The 19,706-nt window shown below is 72.2% G+C and carries 17 protein-coding genes and 1 pseudogene; 14 read left to right on the top strand and 4 right to left on the bottom strand.

Features of this window, described 5'->3' with window-relative positions; genetic code table 11:
* Positions 1-7: 7 nt before the first annotated feature.
* Positions 8-985 carry an NAD-dependent epimerase/dehydratase family protein gene (locus tag ACZ573_RS16395; RefSeq protein WP_471304290.1) on the top strand — a complete coding sequence of 326 codons (978 nt, stop codon included), beginning with the start codon at positions 8-10 and terminating at the stop codon, positions 983-985.
* A gap of 36 nt (positions 986-1,021) precedes the next feature.
* On the opposite strand, the gene ACZ573_RS16390 is transcribed toward ACZ573_RS16395, so the two are convergent.
* A complete protein-coding gene (locus tag ACZ573_RS16390; RefSeq protein WP_471304288.1) occupies positions 1,022-1,873 on the bottom strand; it encodes a DUF8017 domain-containing protein in 852 nt (283 codons plus the stop codon).
* A gap of 26 nt (positions 1,874-1,899) precedes the next feature.
* Positions 1,900-3,501: an outer membrane protein assembly factor BamB family protein gene (locus ACZ573_RS16385; RefSeq protein ID WP_471304285.1), complete on the bottom strand. Its 1,602-nt coding sequence runs from the start codon at positions 3,499-3,501 to the stop codon at positions 1,900-1,902.
* A 142-nt stretch (positions 3,502-3,643) separates the two neighbouring features.
* On the opposite strand from ACZ573_RS16385, the gene ACZ573_RS16380 reads away from it, so the two are divergent.
* The 4 genes from ACZ573_RS16380 (at position 3,644) to ACZ573_RS16365 (ending at position 7,565) form a co-directional block, all read left to right on the top strand.
* Positions 3,644-4,879, top strand: a complete 1,236-nt coding sequence (locus ACZ573_RS16380) for a serine hydrolase domain-containing protein (protein ID WP_471304283.1) — start codon at positions 3,644-3,646, stop codon at positions 4,877-4,879.
* A 218-nt stretch (positions 4,880-5,097) separates the two neighbouring features.
* Positions 5,098-5,604 (top strand): GNAT family N-acetyltransferase, encoded by a 507-nt coding sequence (locus tag ACZ573_RS16375; RefSeq protein ID WP_471304281.1) that lies wholly within the window; start codon positions 5,098-5,100, stop codon positions 5,602-5,604.
* A gap of 124 nt (positions 5,605-5,728) precedes the next feature.
* The gene (locus ACZ573_RS16370) at positions 5,729-6,244 is read left to right on the top strand and encodes a SigE family RNA polymerase sigma factor (protein ID WP_471304279.1); all 516 of its coding nucleotides are present in this window, start codon (positions 5,729-5,731) and stop codon (positions 6,242-6,244) included.
* A 70-nt stretch (positions 6,245-6,314) separates the two neighbouring features.
* Entirely contained in the window at positions 6,315-7,565 is a 1,251-nt protein-coding gene (locus ACZ573_RS16365) for a hypothetical protein (protein ID WP_471304276.1), read from the top strand.
* A gap of 17 nt (positions 7,566-7,582) precedes the next feature.
* Here the strand turns inward: ACZ573_RS16365 and ACZ573_RS16360 are convergent, their stop codons facing one another.
* Positions 7,583-9,298: a bifunctional 3'-5' exonuclease/DNA polymerase gene (locus tag ACZ573_RS16360; RefSeq protein WP_471304274.1), complete on the bottom strand. Its 1,716-nt coding sequence runs from the start codon at positions 9,296-9,298 to the stop codon at positions 7,583-7,585.
* Positions 9,299-9,513: 215 nt separating this feature from the next.
* Between ACZ573_RS16360 and ACZ573_RS16355 the strand changes: the two genes are divergently transcribed.
* Both ACZ573_RS16355 and ACZ573_RS16350 read left to right on the top strand, forming a co-directional pair.
* Positions 9,514-10,692, top strand: a complete 1,179-nt coding sequence (locus tag ACZ573_RS16355; protein ID WP_471304272.1) for a DUF2786 domain-containing protein — start codon at positions 9,514-9,516, stop codon at positions 10,690-10,692.
* A 136-nt stretch (positions 10,693-10,828) separates the two neighbouring features.
* Complete coding sequence (locus tag ACZ573_RS16350; protein ID WP_030726905.1) at positions 10,829-11,074, top strand: DUF397 domain-containing protein; 246 nt, start codon at positions 10,829-10,831, stop codon at positions 11,072-11,074.
* A 110-nt stretch (positions 11,075-11,184) separates the two neighbouring features.
* Here ACZ573_RS16350 and ACZ573_RS16345 read toward each other — a convergent pair whose 3' ends face one another.
* The gene (locus ACZ573_RS16345; protein WP_471304268.1) at positions 11,185-11,694 is read right to left on the bottom strand and encodes an ATP-binding protein; all 510 of its coding nucleotides are present in this window, start codon (positions 11,692-11,694) and stop codon (positions 11,185-11,187) included.
* Between the two features lie 341 nt (positions 11,695-12,035).
* On the opposite strand from ACZ573_RS16345, the gene ACZ573_RS16340 reads away from it, so the two are divergent.
* The 7 genes and pseudogenes from ACZ573_RS16340 (at position 12,036) to ACZ573_RS16310 (ending at position 19,671) form a co-directional block, all read left to right on the top strand.
* Positions 12,036-12,914 carry a helix-turn-helix domain-containing protein gene (locus ACZ573_RS16340; protein WP_189743988.1) on the top strand — a complete coding sequence of 293 codons (879 nt, stop codon included), beginning with the start codon at positions 12,036-12,038 and terminating at the stop codon, positions 12,912-12,914.
* An 89-nt stretch (positions 12,915-13,003) separates the two neighbouring features.
* Positions 13,004-14,461, top strand: a complete 1,458-nt coding sequence (locus ACZ573_RS16335; protein ID WP_189743990.1) for an aldehyde dehydrogenase family protein — start codon at positions 13,004-13,006, stop codon at positions 14,459-14,461.
* Positions 14,462-14,521: 60 nt separating this feature from the next.
* A pseudogene (gene mrdA, locus ACZ573_RS16330) lies at positions 14,522-16,600 on the top strand (penicillin-binding protein 2); the annotation flags it as partial.
* Positions 16,601-16,711: 111 nt separating this feature from the next.
* The gene (locus ACZ573_RS16325) at positions 16,712-17,224 is read left to right on the top strand and encodes a DinB family protein (protein WP_471304263.1); all 513 of its coding nucleotides are present in this window, start codon (positions 16,712-16,714) and stop codon (positions 17,222-17,224) included.
* A gap of 24 nt (positions 17,225-17,248) precedes the next feature.
* On the top strand, positions 17,249-17,878 hold the full coding sequence (locus ACZ573_RS16320; protein WP_389114719.1) for a PadR family transcriptional regulator: 630 nt from the start codon (positions 17,249-17,251) through the stop codon (positions 17,876-17,878).
* 78 nt (positions 17,879-17,956) lie between these two features.
* Entirely contained in the window at positions 17,957-18,892 is a 936-nt protein-coding gene (locus tag ACZ573_RS16315) for an ATP-binding cassette domain-containing protein (RefSeq protein ID WP_471304260.1), read from the top strand.
* A complete protein-coding gene (locus ACZ573_RS16310; RefSeq protein ID WP_471304257.1) occupies positions 18,889-19,671 on the top strand; it encodes an ABC transporter permease in 783 nt (260 codons plus the stop codon). Before ACZ573_RS16315 ends, ACZ573_RS16310 begins: the two co-directional genes overlap by 4 nt.
* Positions 19,672-19,706: the final 35 nt, after the last annotated feature.

Below are 19,706 nucleotides of genomic sequence, written 5' to 3'. Positions count from 1 at the left end.
GACCAGGATGAGGCTGTTGCTGCTGGGCGGAACGGACTTCGCGGGGCGCGCCGTCGCCGAGGGCGCGGTCGCCCGGGGCTGGGACGTGACCGTCTTCCACCGGGGCGAGCACCCGGCCCCGCCCGGCGTGCGGGTCCGCCACGGCGACCGTACGCGCGAGGACGGTCTGGCCGCCCTCGCGACGGGGGAGTGGGACGCGGTCGTCGACACCTGGTCGGGCGCCCCCACCGTGGTGCGCGACGCGGCCGACCTGCTGGCCGGGCGCGCCGGGCGCCATGCCTTCGTCTCCAGCCGCTCGGTGTACGCGTGGCCGGTGCCGGCCGGGCTGGACGAGTCCGGGCCGCTGGCCGCGGGCGACCCGGACGCGGAGGCGACCGACTTCGCGGCCGACAAGCGGGGCGCGGAGCTGGCCGTGCTGCGCGCGTTCGGCGAGGACCGCACGCTGCTGGTCCGGCCGGGCCTGATCCTGGGCCCGCGCGAGAACGCGGGCCGTCTGCCCTGGTGGCTGTCGCGCATCGCCCGTGGCGGCGAGGTCGTGGCCCCCGGCCCCCGGGACACGCCGCTCCAGTACGTCGACGTCCGCGACCTGGCCACCTGGCTGCTGAACGCGCTGGAGTCGTCCCTGCACGGCCCCTACAACCTCGTCTCGCAGCCGGGCCACACCACCATCGGTGAACTCCTGGACACCTGCGTACGCGTCACGGGCGCCGCCGCCGAACTGCGCTGGACCTCCCCCGAGGCGATCGCCGCCGCGGACCTCTCCCCGTGGACCGACCTCCCCGTCTGGGCCCCGCCCGGCACGGACTTCCACGCCGCGATCCACGCGGGAGACGTCTCCCGGGCCCATGCCACGGGCCTCGTCTGCCGCCCGGTCACCGAGACGGTCACCGACACCTGGGCCTGGCAGCGATCGGTCCCGGAGGGCGGGCCGACCCTGGCGGACGGCCTGTCCGAGGAGGCGGAGGCCCGGCTGCTGAAGGGCTGACACGCCTAGGGCCGGTGGGCGGGCGGCCGTGGGCGATCACGGCCCGGGGCCGGGGTCCTTCGGGTCGCCGGCCAGCCGGACCGTGCTCAGGATGCGCATGATCAGGGCGTCGTCGACGGCGCCCGGGACGCCCGTGCGGCCGTAGAAGTCCCAGGAGACGAGGTCGCCCCGGGAGTTCTTGAAGCCGAAGACGACCGCCTGGCCGTCGCCCGCGCAGCGGTTGGGCCGCTGGGCGCCCGAGGAGCGCGCCTTGACGTAACTCCCCCTGACCCCGGACTTGGTGGTGTACTCCACCGGCTTGTCCGCCGTGACCACGCTCTTGTCCGGCTGGGTGTAGGCGGCGTAGACCCAGGTGGGCGCCTCCCTCACGGCGATGTCGGCGGGGTCCTTGGCGCCGCCGGCGCCCTTGGTGCCGACATTGCCGAGCCGGACGTCCGTGACCTGGCCGTCGCCGTTCGCGTCGATGCTGCACCACTGGGACTTGTAGAAGGCGGGGGCCGTGTGCCCGATGAGGACCTTCTCCGTGTCCTTGCTGTCCTCATAGCCGCTGAAGACCTGGGGTTCGAGGACCTCCCACCCCGGCGGGACGTCGAAGGCGGTGCCGTGCGTGGGGTTGATCACGGTCTTCCAGCCCGCGACGAGCGGCTTCGCCGGGTCCGCCGCCGACGCCGCCGCGGCCGCCGAGGCGCGGGCCCGGTTCTCGCGGACGCCGAGTACGACGCCGGTCGCCGCGGCGGCGACCGCCATGGCGGTCAGGGCGCAGATCCCGGCTACGAGCCGTCCTCTGCTGATCGGGCGCCCGCCGCCGCCGGGCTCCTGCGGCGGCGCGAAGGGCGGCGGCCGGTACAGCCCGCCGGGGTGACTCGGCTGTGGGTACGGGTTCTGCACGGTGCCCCTCCTGGTACCTGGCTGCCCTACTTGCCGAAGGACAGGATCGCGCGGCTCGCCTTGCGTGGCTCCGGGCTGTTCACCCGGCCGTTGAGCAGGAACAGCCGCCCGCCCGCCCACGCGATGCGGACGCCGTGGGGGTAGAAGACGCCCTCGGCGCCGCGGGCCGCGGCCGGGCTCTGCAGGGCCGGCTGCGAGGCCCCGTCGGCCGCGGCGAGGGAGACGACCGCCCCCGCCTCGTTGGTGCCGGGGGTGACGTACGTGAGGACCCTGCCGTTCTCGACCGCCAGCGGCCACATGGTGCGCCCCTTGGGCTGCTCGGCGGTGCGCCACCGCTCCTTGCCGGTGTTCAGGTCGACGGCGACGACCTGGCCGGTGGCCTCGGTGTCGAGGGAGGTGCCGGGCTTGCCCGCGCCGATGTAGAGCGAGTCGGCGTCGGCCGCGGCGGCGTAGCACTCCTGGAAGCCGCTCGCGTTGCCGAATCCGTTGCACCGGCCGCTGACCCCGAAGGCCGGGGTGCTCTGTGAGCGGACCGTGCCGTCGGCGGCGAACGCCGTGAGGTTCCAGGTCTTCTTGTCCTTGTGGTGCGCGGCGATCACCAGCGGGTCGACGGAGAGCACCCGGCCCACCGTCCAGTCCGGGGCGTACTTGTAGCTCCACCGCGCGGCGCCGGTGGCCGGATCCAGCTCCTCGACCATCTCCTGTCCGGATGCGCGGACGTCCTTCGGGTCGGGGCAGCGGCGGATTCCGATCAGCCGCGAGCCCCCGGCGAAGGCGGACGGATAGCAGCCGTTCGGGCTCGACGTGCCGAAGAGCTTGTGGCCGTCGGTGACCGAGAAGCCGCTCATGAGGGCCGACCGGGCGACGACCACGGTGTCGCCGCTGATCGCCAGCTCGAACTGCGTCGTGGTGTCCCGGTCGTTCTCCGGCGGCAGCGGAATCTTCCAGCCGGCCTGCCCCGTGGCGAGGTCGATCTGCTGGAGGTGGGTGCAGCGCGAGCTCTCCGACGTGCTCTCCTTCACCCCGACGACGAGCTTGCCCTGCGCGGACGGGGCCGGCGGGACCCCGCACAGCGGGGTCTGGAGCGGGAGTTTCCACTTCTCCTGGCCGTCGGCGACCGCGTAGCCGGTGAGTCCGCTCGGGATGGCACTGGCCACGGTGTCGCCCACGCGCCAGGGGCCGTACTGCGAGACACCCGCCCCGGCCACCTCGGCCTGGTTGTCGCGCAGCCAGACCCGGGCCTCGCCCGCCCGGATGCCCGCGTTGGGGTCGTAGGTGTCGGGTCCCCCGCCGGGGCCCTTGCCGTCGCCCTGGTCGACCGAGGGCGAGCCGGAGGGCCCGGCCAGGGGCTGCACGGGCCCGCCGCGGACCGTGAGGCGGTAGGCGCCGCCGCCGATGAGGAGCAGGGCGGCGAGCAGTGCCAGGGCGGCGCCGACGGCGGCCACGGGACGGGACGGCCGAGGCCGGCCGCCGGATCGCGGGGCGGCTGAGGTGAACGGTGCGGGTGGCGCGTGCGGTGCGAGCGGGGCGGTCGGGGCGGGCGCTGCGAACGGGGCGGGCGGCGGGCCGAAACCGGCGGGTCGCTGCTCGTCGGGTTCCGGCCATGGGCCGGAGGTACGACCGGTCATGGGGGAAGTCTGGTCGATCCGGAGATATTTCTAGAATAGATTTTTGGACGAATTCGCCGCGGGCAGCTCCGGTCGCCCGCCCGGGTGCGCAGGTCTAGCGTGGAGTGATGGTTCCTTGGCTCGCGGGGTGAGGAGGCCGGGCATGACGACACTCCGGCGCAGTGCCGCCGTGGCCGTGGCGGCGGCCGTACTCGTGGCGGGGTCCGTGGGTGCGGGGGCGGGCGCGGTGCACGCACGGGACGCGGCGGCGCCCGCGGCTCCCGTGCCGGCGGCGACGGTCCCGGCACCGACCCCGACACCCGCCTCGGACGGGTTCGCACAGCTGACCCCCGCCGTCACCCGCCAGCTGGACGCCGCGATCAAGAACGTGCTGGCGGAGGCGAAGATCCCCGGCGTCATCGTCGCCGTGTCGGCCCCGGGCAAGGGTGACTACGTACGGTCCTTCGGCATCGCCGACAAGGCCACGGGCGCGCCCATGACCCCGAACCTGAACATGCGGATCGGCAGCGTGACGAAGACCTTCACCGTGACCGCCCTGCTGGAGCTGGTCGACCAGGGGAAGGTCGGTCTGGACGACCCGATCGGCACGTACATCGCCGGCGTGCCCAACGGCGACCGCATCACCCTGCGCGAGCTGGCCGGCATGCGCAGCGGCCTGTTCAACTACTCGGCGGACGAGGACTTCTACAAGGCGCTGACCAGCAATCCCGACCGGCCCTTCACCCCGCAGGAGCTGCTCGCCTACTCCTTCAAGCACCCGGTGCTCTTCGAGCCGAACGCGAAGTTCTTCTACTGCAACACCAACCTGATCCTGCTCGGGCTGGTGGTGGAGAAGGTCAGCGGCGTCCCCCTCGACCGGTTCATCGACCGGGAGGTCGTCGAGCCCGCCGGGCTGAAGCACACGGTGTTCCCCACGGGCCCGGAGTTCCCCAGTCCGCACGCCCACGGCTACACGAACCAGACGGCCTCCGGAAAGGTCGAGGACGCCACCGACTGGAACCCCTCCTGGGGCTGGGCGGCCGGCGCGATGATCTCCGACCTCCCCGACATGCGCAGCTGGGCGAAGACCCTGGCGACCGGAACCCTGCTGACCCCCGCCACCCAGGCCCAGCGCCTCGACGTGGTCGACGCGCTCCCGGGCACGGGCTACGGCCTCGGCATCTTCAACGTCCAGGGCTGGATCGGGCACAACGGCTCACTGCCGGGCTACGGATCGCTGGTCCTCTACCTGCCGGAATCGAAGGCCACGCTGGTCGTGCTGGTCAACACGGACATCGGGTACCAGGGCCAGGAGCCCAGCACCCTGTTCGGCGAGGCGATCACCAAGATCGTGACCCCCGGCCGGATCTACACGCTCCCTGCCCAGCCTGTGTCCTGAGCGGGCCCGGCCGGCCCCGCATGTGCGCGGCGGGCCCCGGGACTTCGGTCCCGGGGCCCGCCGACGTCGCGTGTGCGCCCCGTCCTTCGCCCCGTGCTTCGCCACGGCCGACTCCCGCCGTAGCGTAGGCAGTCGAGGGCGCCGGGGGGCGCGGACGGCTCGGCACCCTCCACCCACCACGGTCCGCGACGCGCGAAACACCCCTGAGGGAGATGCACATGAACGGTCGGGCAGCACAGAAGGACGGCCGGCCCCCGGCGCAGGACCACGCTTCCGCGGTCACGGTCCGCGCGGCGGGCGAGGCGGACGTCGACGCGGCGGCCGTGCTGTTCCGCGGCTACCTCGACTTCTACGAGGTGGACATCGAGGACCCGGACGCCCCGCGGGCCTTCCTGGCTGAGCGGATCGCCAAGGACGAGTCGCTGGTGCTGCTCGCCGATGTCCCGGAGGCCGGCACGGTCGGCTTCGCGCAGGTCTACCGCGGATTCTCCTCCCTCTCTCTGCGGACCGCCTGGGTCCTCAACGACCTCTACGTCGCCCCGGCCGGCCGCCGCACCGGGGCCGGCCGGGCGCTGCTGCGCGAGGTGCTGCGCCGGGCCCGCGAGGCCGGGGTGTCCGGTGTGCAGCTGGAGACCGCGTACGACAACACCGTCGCGCAGGGGCTGTACGAGGCGGAGGGCTTCGTCCGTGAGGAGTTCCACGTGTACTTCCACGACCTGGGCTGACCGGCCTGCGGCAGGAGTACCGGCAGGAGTACCGGCGGGAACAGCGGCGGGGGATGAGCGGGGGATGAAACGTTCTCCGCCGTCCTCGCGTCACAGGGGTGGGACGGACGCGAGGGGGGAGCACATGCGCCAGGGGCGCAGGGACGGGTTCCGTGAGTTCGCCGCGGGCCGCTCGGGCCCCCTGTACCGGTCGGCATGTCTGCTCGTGGGCGGGGACACCCACCTCGCGCAGGAGCTGGTGCAGGAGACCCTGGGGCGGATGTACCAGCGGTGGGGCCGGATCTCCCGGATCGACAATCCGGCGGCCTACGCCCAGACGGTGCTGGTACGGGTCTTCCTCACGCACCGGCGCCGCCGGCCGGCGGGGGAGCGGCCGGTCGGGGAGCACCCCGGCCGGGGCGCACCCGGGCCGGGCGGCGGAGATCCGGCGCAGCGGCCGACGCTGCTGGACGCGCTGGCGCGGCTGGAGCCCAAGGACCGGGCGGTGCTGGTGCTGCGCTACTGGGAGGACCGCAGCGTCGAGGAGACCGCCGACGCGATGAACGCCTCCTCGGCGGCGGTCCGAACGCGGACCTCGCGGGCGCTCGCCCGGCTGCGGGAGCAGCTGGGCGGCAGCCTCGCCGCCTTCGTGGACCGATGACCCTCACCTCCCCTCAGCTCACCTCCTCCCCTCAGCTCACCTCCCCCGGCAAACGGAAGGCCTGGCCCCTATGTCCGTCGAAGTCGAACTCGCCGAAGCCCTCCGGCGCACGGGGGAGGGCTTCACGGCCGACCCCGAGGCCCTGGCGGACGCGGGCGAGGAACGTGGCCGGCGACGGGTGGCGCGCCGCCGGGCCGTCGCCGGCGGATCCGTGCTGGCCCTCGCCCTGATCGCCACGGCGGGGGCCTACTCCGGCGGCCTGTTCGGCGGCTCCGGGGACGGGGGCGCGGCCCACGCCGCGGCGCCGCAGCCGACCCCGCCGGCCGACGGGCGCCGGACCGGCACCGCCGCGGTCAGCGCGGACCAGATGATCGGCAACCTGAAGTCGCTCCTGCCGGCCGGCCGGCTCACCGAGCCCACGGCGCGGGGCACGCAGGACGAGCTGGGACCGAGGGTCGGCGTCGTGTACGACGACGGGAAGGGCCCGGCGGCCGTCTCCCTCAGCCTCCAGCGGGTGGACCCGTTCGGCAGCCGGTCCCGCGCGCAGACCGAGTGCGAGGACAAGAACCTGCACACCTACGACGACTGCCGGACCGAGCAGCTGCCGGACGGCTCCAGGCTGCTGCTCCACCAGGGGTACGAGTACCCGGACCGCCGGGCGGACACCAAGGTCTGGCGGGCCGTGCTCGTGACCGTGCAGGGCTTCCTGGTCGACGCGTCGGAGTGGAACGCCGCGGCCGACAAGGGTGCCCCCGTCTCGCGCACCGACCCGCCGCTGACCGTCGCGCAGTTGAAGAGCCTGGTCACCTCGGACACCTGGCACGCGGCCCTGAACGCCCTGCCCCCGGCCGATCCCGAGCCGGCGCCCGAGCCGGAGTCGATCGCCCTGCGGGACCGCAAGGCCGTGGACGCCCTGGAGCACCTGATGGCTCAGTTCCGGATCACCGTCCCGATCGTCTCCAAGGGCGGGCAGGGGACGTACGGCTACGTCGTGCTCGACGACGGCAAGGGCAAGTCCCTGGTCCAGATCAACGTCCAGTCGCACGCGAACCCCCCGGGCTTCACCGGGAACCCGGCCGTCACCACGGAGTCCGACGGCACGAAGGTGAAGGTCACGGCGGGTCCTGGGGAGAAGAACAAGAGCGTGACCCAGTGGAAGGTGGACACCCTGCGCGAGGACGGGCTGCGCGTGCTGGTCACCGCCTTCAGCACGGCGGACCAGAACGGCGCGGCCACCCGGCCCTCACCCGCGCTGACGATGGCGCAGCTGCGGCAGATCGCGCTCGCCCCGGACTGGAACCTGGGAGCGCCCACCCACTGACCGCCCGCCGGCCCCCCTCACTTGGCGTCCGCGTAGCACTCCACGACCGCCGTCGTGAACGGGAACCGGACCGGGGTGTCGCCGAAGGCGATCCGGCCGGCCCGTTCGCCGGCGGTCCGGATCGCCTCCACGACGGCCTCGGCCTCCTCGGCCGGGCAGTGCACGATCACCTCGTCGTGCTGGAAGAACACCAGCTCGGCCCGCATGTCGGCGGTCGCCTGCCGCAGGGCCGCGAGCAGCAGCAGGGCCCAGTCGGCCGCGCTGCCCTGGACGACGAAGTTACGGGTGAACCGGCCGCGGGCCCGGGTGTTGGTGGAGGCGTAGCTCGGGGTCCAGCCGTCGTCCCGGTGCTGAGGGGCCCCGGCCCCGCCCTCCCCGTACCCCTCGCCCGGGTCGACGCCGCCGTCACCGGCCTCGTCCCCCTCGCCGGAGCCGGCGGGCGGCGGGCAGGTACGGCCCAGCCAGGTCCGTACGAGCCGGCCCTCCTCCCCGGCCTTCGCCGCGTCATCCACGTAGGCGACGGCCCGGGGGAAGCGGCGGCGGAGCGCGGCCAGGTTCTTCAGGCCGTCCCCGGAGGTCTGGCCGTAGACGGCGCCGAGCACGGCGATCTTGGCCTTGTCCCGGTCGCCCGAGAAGCCCTGGCGGGAGACGGCGGTGTAGAGGTCCGAGGCCTCCCCGGCGACCTCCATGAAGGCGGGGTCGCGGGAGATCGCCGCGAGGACGCGCGGCTCCATCTGGTCGGCGTCGGCAACGACGAGCCGCCAGCCGGGGTCGGCGACCACGGCCCGGCGGATCACCTTGGGGATCTGCAGGGCCCCGCCGCCGTTGGTGACCCAGCGGCCGGTGAGGGTGCCGCCGGGGATGAACTCCGGGCGGAAGCGGCCGTCGCGGACCCAGTCCGCGAGCCAGGCCCAGCCGTGGGCGGTGTAGATCCGGTACAGCTTCTTGTACTCGATCAACGGCTCGACGGCGGGATGGTCCAGCTCCTGGATCTCCCAGCGGCGGGTGGACCTGAGCTTGATCCCGGCCCCGGCGAAGGCCTTGATCACGTCGGCGGGCAGATCGGGGCGCACGCGTCTGCCGAAGGCGTCGGACACGCGGTCGGCCAGCTCGGCGAGGCGCCGGGGCTCCCCGCCGCCCGCGTACCGCTCGCCGAGCAGCTCGGTCAGCAGGGCGCGGTGCACGTCCGCCCGCCAGGGCAGGCCCACGCGGTTCATCTCGGCGGCGACGAGGAAGGCCGCCGACTCGGCGGCGGTGAGCAGCCGCATCCGGTCGGGGTGGGCGGTGGCGTCGAGCCGCTTCGCCTGGTCGGCGTGGACGGCGAGCAGGGCGTCCAGGGGGACCGGGGTGGGCTGCGGGTCGAAGAGGGAGTCCTGGGCGCGGGGTCCGGCGGCGCGCGGGCGCGGATCGGGCGGTACGGGGCCGCCGGTGAGCCGGGCCCAGGCGGCGGCCGCCGAGCGGGGCTCACCGAAGCGGCCCTCGTGGCCGAGGAGCAGGAGCTCGGCGTCCTCGATGTCGTGGCACCGCTCGACGCGGACGCCCGCGGCGAGCAGCCGGGGGTACACGGCCGCGGTGGACCGCCAGACCCAGCGCGTGCCGGGCGGGGCGGCGCGCACCGCCTCGGCGGGGTCGCGCACGCGCATCCGCACTCCGCCGGCGGGGGGTACGGGCGCGGCGTGCCACCACCCGTCGCCGTCCTCGGCGAGGGCCCACCGGGGAGTGCGGTCGCTCATGGGTGCGAGTCTCCCACCGGGGTCTGACAGTGGCCGCGCGGCGGGCCGTGCGGCGAGCCTGTCCGGCGCGGCGCCGTTGCGGGGGCGCTGCCCCCGGACCCCCGCGCCTCAAACGCCGGCGGGCTGGACGCGGACCGGTCGCCGGCGCACCGCCCGCAGATCGAGGCCGCCCGCCGGGAACGGGACGCGAAGGCGGACATGCCAAGCTGAGAGGTGTGAGAGACCTTGCCGAGACCGTCGACCGAGCCTTCGCCGCCGCCCTCTACGCCCAGGACGACGCCGGGCTGGACACCGGCGCGTCGCTGCTCGTCGCCGACCAGGGCGGCTGGCCCGCGGTCGGGCGGGAGCTGCTGGCGCGCGGGGAGGCGTACGTACGCCAGGGCTGGGAGCGGGGCTGGCAGCCGGCCGACGTGTTGCGACTGGTCCGCCGGGACCTCGACGAGCGGCACCTGCGGATCACCGGGGACCTGATCGCCGCCGAGGCGCGCCGCTACGCCCGGCTCCCGGCGCGCTGGGGCGCCCCCGAGGTGTGGTGGACGGGCGACGAGGAGTACGCCGACCGGCTCGCGCAGCGGGAACGGGCGGACCGGTTCACGCTGGCCACCGCCTTCCTGGAGGTGCTGCGGCTGATGATCCGGCTGCCCTCGATCGAACCGGTGGGTCCGCTGCCCGGCGACCCGGCCGACGCGCTCGCCGAGCACGCCCACATCGAGCCGCGCATGCTGGGCCGGATCCGGGCCCTGCTCGCCAAGGCCGAGGCGACGACCTTCCCGGAGGAGGCGGAGGCGCTCAGCGCCAAGGCCCAGGAGCTGATGGCCCGGCACACCGTGGACGAGGCGCTGCTGGCGGCGAGCGGCAAGGGCCCGGCCCAGGTGCCCGGCGCCTGCCGGATCGGTGTCGAGGCGCCGTACGAGGAGGCGAAGGCGGTCCTGCTCGACGCGGTGGCCGGCGCCAACCGCTGCCGGGCGGTGTGGAACAGCGGCTTCGAGTTCTCCACGGTGGTCGGCTTCGAGAGCGACCTGGAGGCGGTGGAGCTGCTCTACACCTCGCTGCTCGTACAGGGCACGGCGGCGATGACCCGCGCGGAGGCCGCGCAGCGCTCCGGCGGGCGCAAGCGGACGAAGACCTTCAGGCAGTCCTTCCTGCTCGCCTACGCCAGCCGGCTCGGCCAACGGCTCGCCGAGACCGCCGAGCACACGGCGGCGGAGGCCCCCGACAACCTGCCGGCCCTGGTGGCCCGCGACGTGGCGGTCACCTCGCGGGCGGAGGAGATGTTCCCCCGGACCACCACGACCCGGCTGCGCGGCGCCACCGACCACGCGGGCTGGGAGGACGGAACGGCCGCCGCGGACCGCGCCCACATGGGCGGCAGGCAGAAGCCGCTGCCCCGCTAGATGTTCCCTACTCCTGAGTACGGACCTGTCTGTGATCAACGGACCACCCCGCGTGCACGTGCATCTGCCCATGCAGCGGCTTGTGAACACAGCTATGATCCGGAGGAGTTGACATCTGCACTATCGGGGGCTTCCTGTGGACCACGCGTACAACGGGATGGCAGCTGCAGAACTCGCTACCTTGTTTGAGCTGACGTGGCAGAAGAGCAGACACAGCAACTCGCAGGGTTCCTGCGTGGAGTTCGCACGGCTGCCGGGAGGCGATGTCGCCATGCGCAATTCGCGCTTTCCCGACGGACCGGCGCTCGTCTACACGCCGGCCGAGATCGAGGCTCTGCTTCTGGGCGTCAAGGACGGCGAGTTCGATCACCTGATCAGCTGACGGAACAGCGCACCCATCACGCCATGCACGTGCACTGGCCGGGACTGATCGCAATGATCAATCCCGGCCAGTTGTCCTGTGTTCGCCCTTGATCGGCGGCCGTCGGCGGTTCAGTCCTGGAGCAGGAAGAGCGCCCAGACCACCTTGCCGGTCAGCCGGCCCGCGAGCGGGTGCCAGCCCCAGCTGTCGCTGTACGAGTCCACCAGGAACAGCCCGCGCCCGGACTCCAGGTCGAAGTTCTCCTCGGTGCGCTCCGGCGAGAACGCCCCGCCGGGCCGGTCCTCGCTGGGGTCCCGCACCGCGCACACCAGTCGCGTGCTCCACCGCATCAGGTGCAGCCGTACCGGCGGCTCCGGCTCGGCGTCCGTCCCCCGCGCGTCCTCGGGCAGGGCATGGCGCAGCGCGTTGGTGACGAGCTCGGAGACCACCAGGGCCACATCGTCGAAGCGGTCGTCGAGGCCCCACTGGGACAGGGTCGAACGACAGAAGGAGCGGGCTCCGCGCACCGCCTCGTAACGGGCGGGCAGGGCGCAGGAGGCGGACCCGGAGACAGCCGTGGGGTCGACCGGGGGCAGCCCCTGCCGTAACGGCTCGAGCATGGTCGATCCATTCGTCCCCATGCGAGGCACTCCCGGGATTCGCGGGCGGAGCGGTCATCTCCGTCCAGAAAGAACTGCGGGGTGGGTCCGGCGCCGGCGCGAATAGCACGCAGGTGCGCGGGGACCATCGTTCCGAATGCCGGAGCCGGATGCAAGGGCAGATGCACGTGCACGCGCCGGACCTGTCCCCTCCCGTGACGGTTCTGACTCATTTCTTCCTACGCATACTTACGGACTTCTTTTCCCGGAGACGGGATTCCGTTACAGAACGAGTACGGGCCGATGCGTTTTGGTGGCAGACTGCGGCCCCTGGGGTACGGGGGCCCCGAGACGCTCGCGCACACCACGCGCACGCCAATGCGATGGGGAGGGCAGTACTAGTGACCGCAGAAGCAAGCGGTTCTGTGGTGCGCCGCATCCTCCTGGGCTCCCAGCTCAGGCGACTCCGAGAATCCCGCGGCATCACCCGTGAGGCGGCCGGCTACTCGATCCGCGCATCCGAATCGAAGATCAGCCGCTTGGAGTTGGGAAGGGTGAGCTTCAAGGCCAGAGACGTCGAGGATCTCCTCACGCTCTACGGAGTCACGGACAGCGCGGAGCGCGAGTCGCTGCTCGGGCTGGTCCGGGAGGCCAACGCGACCGGCTGGTGGCACAGTTACGGCGACGTGCTGCCCGGGTGGTTCCAGACGTACATCGGGCTGGAGGGCGCCGCCTCGCTCATCCGGATCTACGAAGTCCAGTTCGTCCACGGACTGTTGCAGACCGAGGCGTACGCGCACGCCGTCGTCAGCCGCGGCATGCCCGGCGCCACCGCCGCCGAGATCGACCGCCGCGTCGCCCTGCGCCTGGAGCGCCAGAAGGTCCTCGTCTCGGAGAACGCCCCCGTCTTCCATGCCGTCCTCGACGAGGCCGCCCTGCGCCGCCCGTACGGCGACCGCGAGGTCATGCGCGGTCAGCTGGAGCACCTCATCGAGGTCTCCCAGCGGCCCAACGTGCAGCTCCAGGTGATGCCCTTCTCCTTCGGCGGCCACGCGGGCGAGAGCGGAGCCTTCACCCTGCTGCGCTTCCCCGAGTCCGACCTCCAGGACATCGTCTATCTGGAACAGCTCACCAGTGCCCTCTACCTGGACAAGGGCGAGGAAGTGGGGCAGTACGAGCGGGCGATGGAACGGCTCCAGGCGGACTGCCCCGATGCCGAACGGACCCGGGATCTTCTCCGCGGTCTGCTCCAACTGTCTTGATTCGCACGTAGTATGACGTCTGATCAGTGCATGATGACCGATCGGTCTCCGGTGCAGCGCACGGGTGCGCGCTCGCAGTAAGGGATGGCATGTCCATATTCAGCGACCTGGCTCACCAGTACATCGACGGCGAATGGCTGGCCGGTACCGGTTCGTGGGACATCATCGACGTCAACCCCTTCAACGGGGAGAAGCTCGCAGCCATCACGGTGGCCACCGTCGAGCAGGTGGACCAGGCCTACCGCGGCGCCGAACGCGCCCAGCGCGAGTGGGCCGCCACCAGCCCTTACATCAGACGCGCCGTCCTGGAGCGCGCCCTGCGGATCACCGAGGAGCGCGAGAAGGAGATCGTCGAGGCGATGATCGACGAGCTCGGCGGGACGCGTCCCAAGGCCGAGTACGAGGTCCACCTCGCGATGGAGTTCATCCGCGAGTCCCTCCAGCTCGCCGTCCGGCCCGAGGGGCGGATCCTGCCCTCGCCGGTCGAGGGCAAGGAGAACCGGGTCCAGCGGCTCCCCGTGGGCGTCGTCACGGTGATCAGCCCCTTCAACTTCCCCTTCCTGGTGACCCTGAAGTCGGTCGCCCCGGCCCTGGCGCTGGGCAACGCGGTCGTCATCAAGCCCAACCAGAACGCCCCGGTCGTGGGCGGCGGCGTGATCGCCAAGATCTTCGAGGACGCCGGGCTGCCGGCCGGCCTGCTGAACGTCCTGGTCACCGACATCGCCGAGATAGGCGACGCGCTCCTGACCCACCCCGTCCCCAAGGTCATCTCGTTCGCGGGATCGGACCGGGTCGGCCGGCACGTCGGGGCGATCGCCGCCCGCCACTTCAAGCGCACGGTCCTGGAGCTCAGCGGGAACAGCGCGCTCGTCGTGCTCGACGACGCCGACCTCGACTACGCGGTGGACGCGGCCGTCTTCAGCCGCTTCGTCTACCAGGGCCAGGTCTGTATGGCCGCCAACCGGATCCTCGTCGACGCCTCCGTCGCCGAGGAGTTCACCGAGAAGTTCACCGCACGCGTGCGCGCCCTCAAGACGGGCGACCCGCACGAGGCCGACACCCACATCGGCCCCCTGATCAACTCCTTCCAGGCCGACGCCCTGACCGCGCTCGTGGACCAGGCCGTGGAATCCGGCGCGCAGGCGCTCGTACGCGGGTCTACGCGCGGCAACCTGGTCGAACCCACGGTGCTCGCCGGGATCCCCGAGGACTCCCCGCTGCTGAGCCAGGAGATCTTCGGCCCGGTGGCCCTGCTGGTGGTCTTCGACGGCGAGGACGAGGCCGTACGGCTGACCAACGCGACCCCCTACGGGCTCAGCGGCGCCGTGCACACCCGGGACGTGGAGCGGGGCGTCCGCTTCGCCCAGCGGATCGAGACGGGCATGATCCACGTCAACGACTCCACGATCGGGGACGAGCCGCTGGCCGCCTTCGGCGGCGAGAAGGCCTCGGGTCTGGGCCGGCTGAACGGCGAAGCCACGGTCGAGGCCTTCACCACGCAGAAGTGGATCTCCGTACAGCACGGCCGGACGACCTTCCCGTTCTAGGTCACCCCCGCCGTCCCCCTAGACTCGGCCGGGCGTAGCAGCCGCCCGGGGGAGAACGAGTTGAGCAACATACCGGAGACCGGCAGGACCCCTCGGGTCCAGAACCGGCTCGTCGTCATCCAGATCGTGGTCTTCTCGCTGTTGCTCACGCTCGGCGGACGCCTCTGGTACCTCCAGATCCGCAACGGCTCGGAGTACACGGACGAGGCGAAGAACAACCACGTCCAGCAGGTGGTCCAGCCCGCGGTGCGCGGCTCGATCCTGGACTCGCGCGGGGTCCCGCTCGCCGACAACGCGACCCACCTCGTGGTCTCCGCCAGCCGCACCGAGCTGCTGACCATGAAGGACAAGGGCAGGTCCGTGCTGACCCGGCTCGCCGGGGTGTTGGGCATGGACGCCCAGGAGGTCATCGACAAGGTCCGGCTCTGCGACGCCAAGACCAAGCAGCCCTGCTGGAACGGCTCCCCCTACCAGCCGATCCCGGTCAGCGACGAGGCCACCACCGAGCAGGCCCTGCAGATCCGCGAGCACCCCGAGGACTTCCCGGGCATCACGGCCGAGGCGACCGCGCTGCGCCGTTACGCGGCCCCGGACGAGGCCAACACCTCCCAGGTGCTGGGCTACCTCTCGCCGGTCACCGACGAGGAGATCGCCAAGGCGAAGAAGTCGGACTCGCCGTACCTGCGTTCCGACCAGGTCGGCCGCTCCGGCCTGGAGCGCACGTACGACAAGGAGCTGCGCGGCAAGGCCGGCATCACCCGCTACGAGGTGGACAACCTCGGCCGGGTCATCGGCCAGGGCGAGACCGACCCGGCGAAGCCCGGCTCGAACATCGTGACCTCGATCGACTCCCGCGTGCAGGCGGTCGCCGAGCGCGAGCTGAACAACGCGATGACCGAAGCCCGCAAGGTCCGGGACAAGAACACCGGCCGCGACTACGAGGCCGACTCGGGCGCCGTCGTGGTGATGGAGACCAAGACCGGCCGGGTCGTGGCGATGGCCTCGAACCCGACCTACGACCCCAACGCCTGGGTGGGCGGCATCTCCGCCAAGGACTACGCCTCCCTCACCGACAAGGAGTCGAACTACCCGCTGCTGAACCGGGCGATCCAGGGACAGGCGGCGCCGGGCTCCATCTTCAAGGTGGTCACCTCGACGGCCGCGGTCAACGCCGGGTACCCGTTCAACAACCGCTACCCCTGCCCCAGCTCGTACTCGGTCGGCAGCCAGACCTTCACGAACTTCGAGTCGCAGGGCCACGGTGACATCACCATCGGCCGGGCGCTGGAGGTCTCCTGCGACACCGTCTACTACGCCCTCGCGGACCAGGAGTGGAAGAAGGACGGCGGCATCAAGCCGAAGAAGGACCCGAAGGACTGGTTCCTCAAGACGGCCCACGAGTTCGGGCTGGGCAAGCGCACCGGCATCGACCTGCCGAACGAGGTCCCCGGCCGGGTCCCCGACCGGAAGTGGAAGCAGGACTTCTTCGACGCGAACAAGGACGCCTGGTGCCGCGACGGCAAGAAGAACGGCTCCTTCGCCGAGAAGATCGCCTACGAGAACTGCCGCCAGGGCAACCAGATGCGCGAGGGTGACGCCATCAACTACTCGATCGGGCAGGGCGACACGCTCGTCACCCCGATCCAGATGGCCTCCGTCTACGCGGCCATAGCCAACGGCGGCACGCTCCACCAGCCCAGCATCGGCAAGGCGATCGTCAGCGCCGACGGGAAGTCGGTCCAGGAGCTCGCGCCGAAGGAGGCGGGCAAGCTGCCGATGGACGCGAAGACCCGTGACGACATCGACGAGGCCCTCGCGGGCGTCGCCACCAACGGCAGCGCGGCCTGGCGCTTCGGCGGCTGGCCGCAGAAGCAGATCCCGATGCACGCCAAGACGGGTACGGCCGAGGTCCAGGGCAAGCAGACGACCTCGTGGTTCGCCTCGTACACCGAGGACTACGCGATCGTCATGACGATCTCCCAGGGCGGCACCGGCTCGGGTGCCTCGGGACCGGCGGTCCGCAACATCTACGAGGCGATGTACGGGCTCGACCCGACGGGCAAGCAGGACCTCTCCAAGGCATTGCTCCCGCAGCCCGCCACCGCGCTGCCGGCGATCCGCCCCGACGGGGAGATCGAAGGCAACTGAACGGCCAATGAGGACAGGATCTGACCGCAAGGCTCCGTAGCGTGGGTCGTGTCGGGGGGAGAGGCCCCCCGGCACACACCTCACGCATTAAGGCGGTCGGTCATGGCTCAGATTTCCACCGAAGTCCTCGGCGACGAGCGCGGCACCCTCCTCGCCTTCGTCGGCGCCCAGCGCACGGCGATCCGCGAATCGCTCCTCGGGCTCAGCGAGGAGCAGGCCGCCAGCCGCCCCAGCGTCAGCGAGCTCACCCTGTCCGGGCTGCTCAAGCACGTGGCCGAGGTCGAGCTGAACTGGCTGCGCCTCGCCCAGCAGGTGCCGAACGAGAAGGCGCGCACCCAGGAGACCTGGGGCGAGGCCTTCCGCCTGGTCGACGGCGAGTCCGTTGCGTCGGTGCTCGCCTTCTGGGACGGGGTCGCGGAGCAGACGGAGGCCTTCATCGCCGCCGTCCCGAGCCTGGACGAGACCTTCCCGCTCCCGCCGGCGCCCTGGTTCCCCAAGGACGCCAAGGTCTCGATGCGCTGGATGCTCCTGCACCTGGTGGAGGAGTTCGCCCGGCACGCGGGCCACGCGGACATCGTCCGCGAATCCCTCGACGGCACCAAGGCGATGGGCTAGAGGCCGGGGGCTTAGCCTGGCCCCATGTCAGCGATCCGGCTTCTTGTCCTCGGTGCGGTCCGCCAGCACGGGCGGGCCCACGGGTACCAGGTACGCAACGACCTGGAGTACTGGGGCGCCCACGAGTGGTCGAACACCAAGCCCGGATCGATCTACCACGCGCTCAAGCAGATGGCCAAGCAGGGCGTCCTGCACGCGCACGAGGTGGCACCGAGCGCGGCGGGCGGGCCGCCGCGCACCGAGTACGAGGTGACGGACGCCGGCCGCGAGGAGTACTTCCGGCTGCTGCGCGAGGCCCTCGCGGCGTACGACCAGAAGACGGACGTGCTGTCGGCGGCGATCGGCTTCATGGTCGATCTGCCGCGGGCGGAGGTGCTCGCGCTGCTCCGGGAGCGGATGGCGAAGCTGGCGCTCTGGCGGTCGTCGGTGACGGACTACTACACGCCGGAGGGCGGCCCGGAGGCGCTGGGCCACATCGGCGAGATCATGCACAGGTGGGTCCACTCCGCGGATGCCGAGGCGGAGTGGACGCGGGGGCTCGTCGCCCGGATCGAGGGGGGCGCGTACTCCTTCGCCGGTGAGGGCGGCGATCCGTTCGTGGGGGTCCTCGCGGACGGCCAGGAGAATCCGTACGCCGCGCACCAGGATGCGTAATCAAGTTTGACTAGCCGCGGGGCGGGCATTACCTTGGGCGCGCCCAGCTACTCAAATTTGATTACTAGAGGAGCGGTTTTGGCGATCTTCGTCGAAGGTGTCCACAAGCGGTACGGCGGCAAGCCCGCGCTGGCGGGGCTCGACCTGGAGGTGAAGCCCGGGACGGTGCACGCCGTCCTCGGCCCCAACGGAGCCGGGAAAACCACGGCGGTGCGCGTCATGAGCACCCTGCTGCGGCACGACGAGGGCGTGGTCCGGGTCGCCGGTCACGACGTACGCACCCAGGCGCCGGCCGTCCGCGCCCGGATCGGGCTGCTCGGCCAGCACGCGGCGCTCGACGAGGAACTGGCCGGGTGGCAGAACCTGGAGATGTTCGGCCGCCTCCACCACCTCGGCGCCCGGCGGGCCGGGCTGCGGACCGGCGAACTGCTGGAGCGCTTCGGCCTCGCGGACACCGGCCGCAAGCCGGTGAAGCAGTACAGCGGCGGCATGCGGCGCCGGCTCGACCTCGCGGCGTCCCTGATCACCGAGCCGGAGGTGCTCTTCCTCGACGAGCCGACCACCGGGCTCGACCCGCGCGGCCGCACCGAGGTATGGAGCGCGGTCCGCTCCCTGGTGGGCGGCGGCACCACCGTCCTGCTGACCACGCAGTACCTGGAGGAGGCCGACCAGCTGGCCGACCGCATCACGCTGATCGACGCGGGGCGGGTGGCGGCCGAGGGCACGGCCGACGAGCTGAAGTCCCTCGTCGGGCCCGACCGGATCGTCGTCGTCCTGCGGGACGCGGCACGGCTCGCCGAGGCGGCGCGGCTGCTGCCGGACCCGGCCGTGGACCCGGACTCCCTGACCCTGAGCTTCCCGGTGCAGGACCGGATGGCGGGCCTGGCCCTGACCCTGCGCGCGCTGGAGGGGGCGCACATCGAGGCACGGGACCTCGCGGTCCGCCGCCCCACGCTCGACGAGGTCTTCCTGCACCTGACCGGCCGCACGGACGTCACGGAGGTGGCCGCATGAGCACGCCCTGGGTGGTCGTGGACTCCTGGACGATGACCCGGCGCGAGCTCGCGCACTGGGGGCGCCGGCCCGTCCAGATGGTCGTCGGACTGGTCTTCCCCGTGATGCTGCTGCTGATGTTCGGCTTCCTGATCGGCGGCGGGCGCGGGATCGGCGGCGATTACGTGGAGTTCCTGGTGCCCGGGATGCTCGCGCTGACCATGGCCTTCGGGCTGGAGGCGACGATGACCGCCGTCACCCAGGACCTGGGCAAGGGGGTGATCGACCGGTTCCGCGCCATGCCCATGTCCTCCGCGGCGGTGCTGGTCGGCCGCAGCGCGGCGGACATGCTCCAGTCGGCGGTGGGACTGGCCGTCCTCGCGGGAGTCGGCCTGCTGCTGGGCTGGCGCCCGCACGGCTCGCCCGCGGCCACTCTGGCGGCCTTCGCCCTGCTCCTGCTGCTGCGCTTCGCGATGCTGTGGATCGGCATCTTCCTCGGAATGGTCGCGGGCCGTCCGGAGCTGGTGCAGGCGGTGCAGATCCTGGTGTGGCCGGTGGGCTTCCTCTCCAACGCCTTCGCCACACCGGAGGCGATGCCGGGCTGGCTGGGCACGGTGGTGGAATGGAATCCGCTGTCGGCGACGGCCACGGCCGTCCGCGAGCTGTTCGGCAACCCGGCCGCGGCTCCGCCGTCGTGGGCCGCCGATCACGCGGCGCTGCTGGCGGTGGCCTGGCCGGTCCTGCTGCTGGCGATCTTCTTCCCGTCGGCGGTGGGCAGGTTCCGGGGCCTGAGCAAGTAGCTCCCGCGGCGGACTTGCACCTCACGCCACGTGAG

It is taken from the genome of Streptomyces sp. NPDC040545 (genome assembly GCF_055595065.1).
The sequence above is the reverse complement of the archived record's forward strand: the minus strand, read 5'-3'. Positions and strand labels throughout refer to the sequence as shown.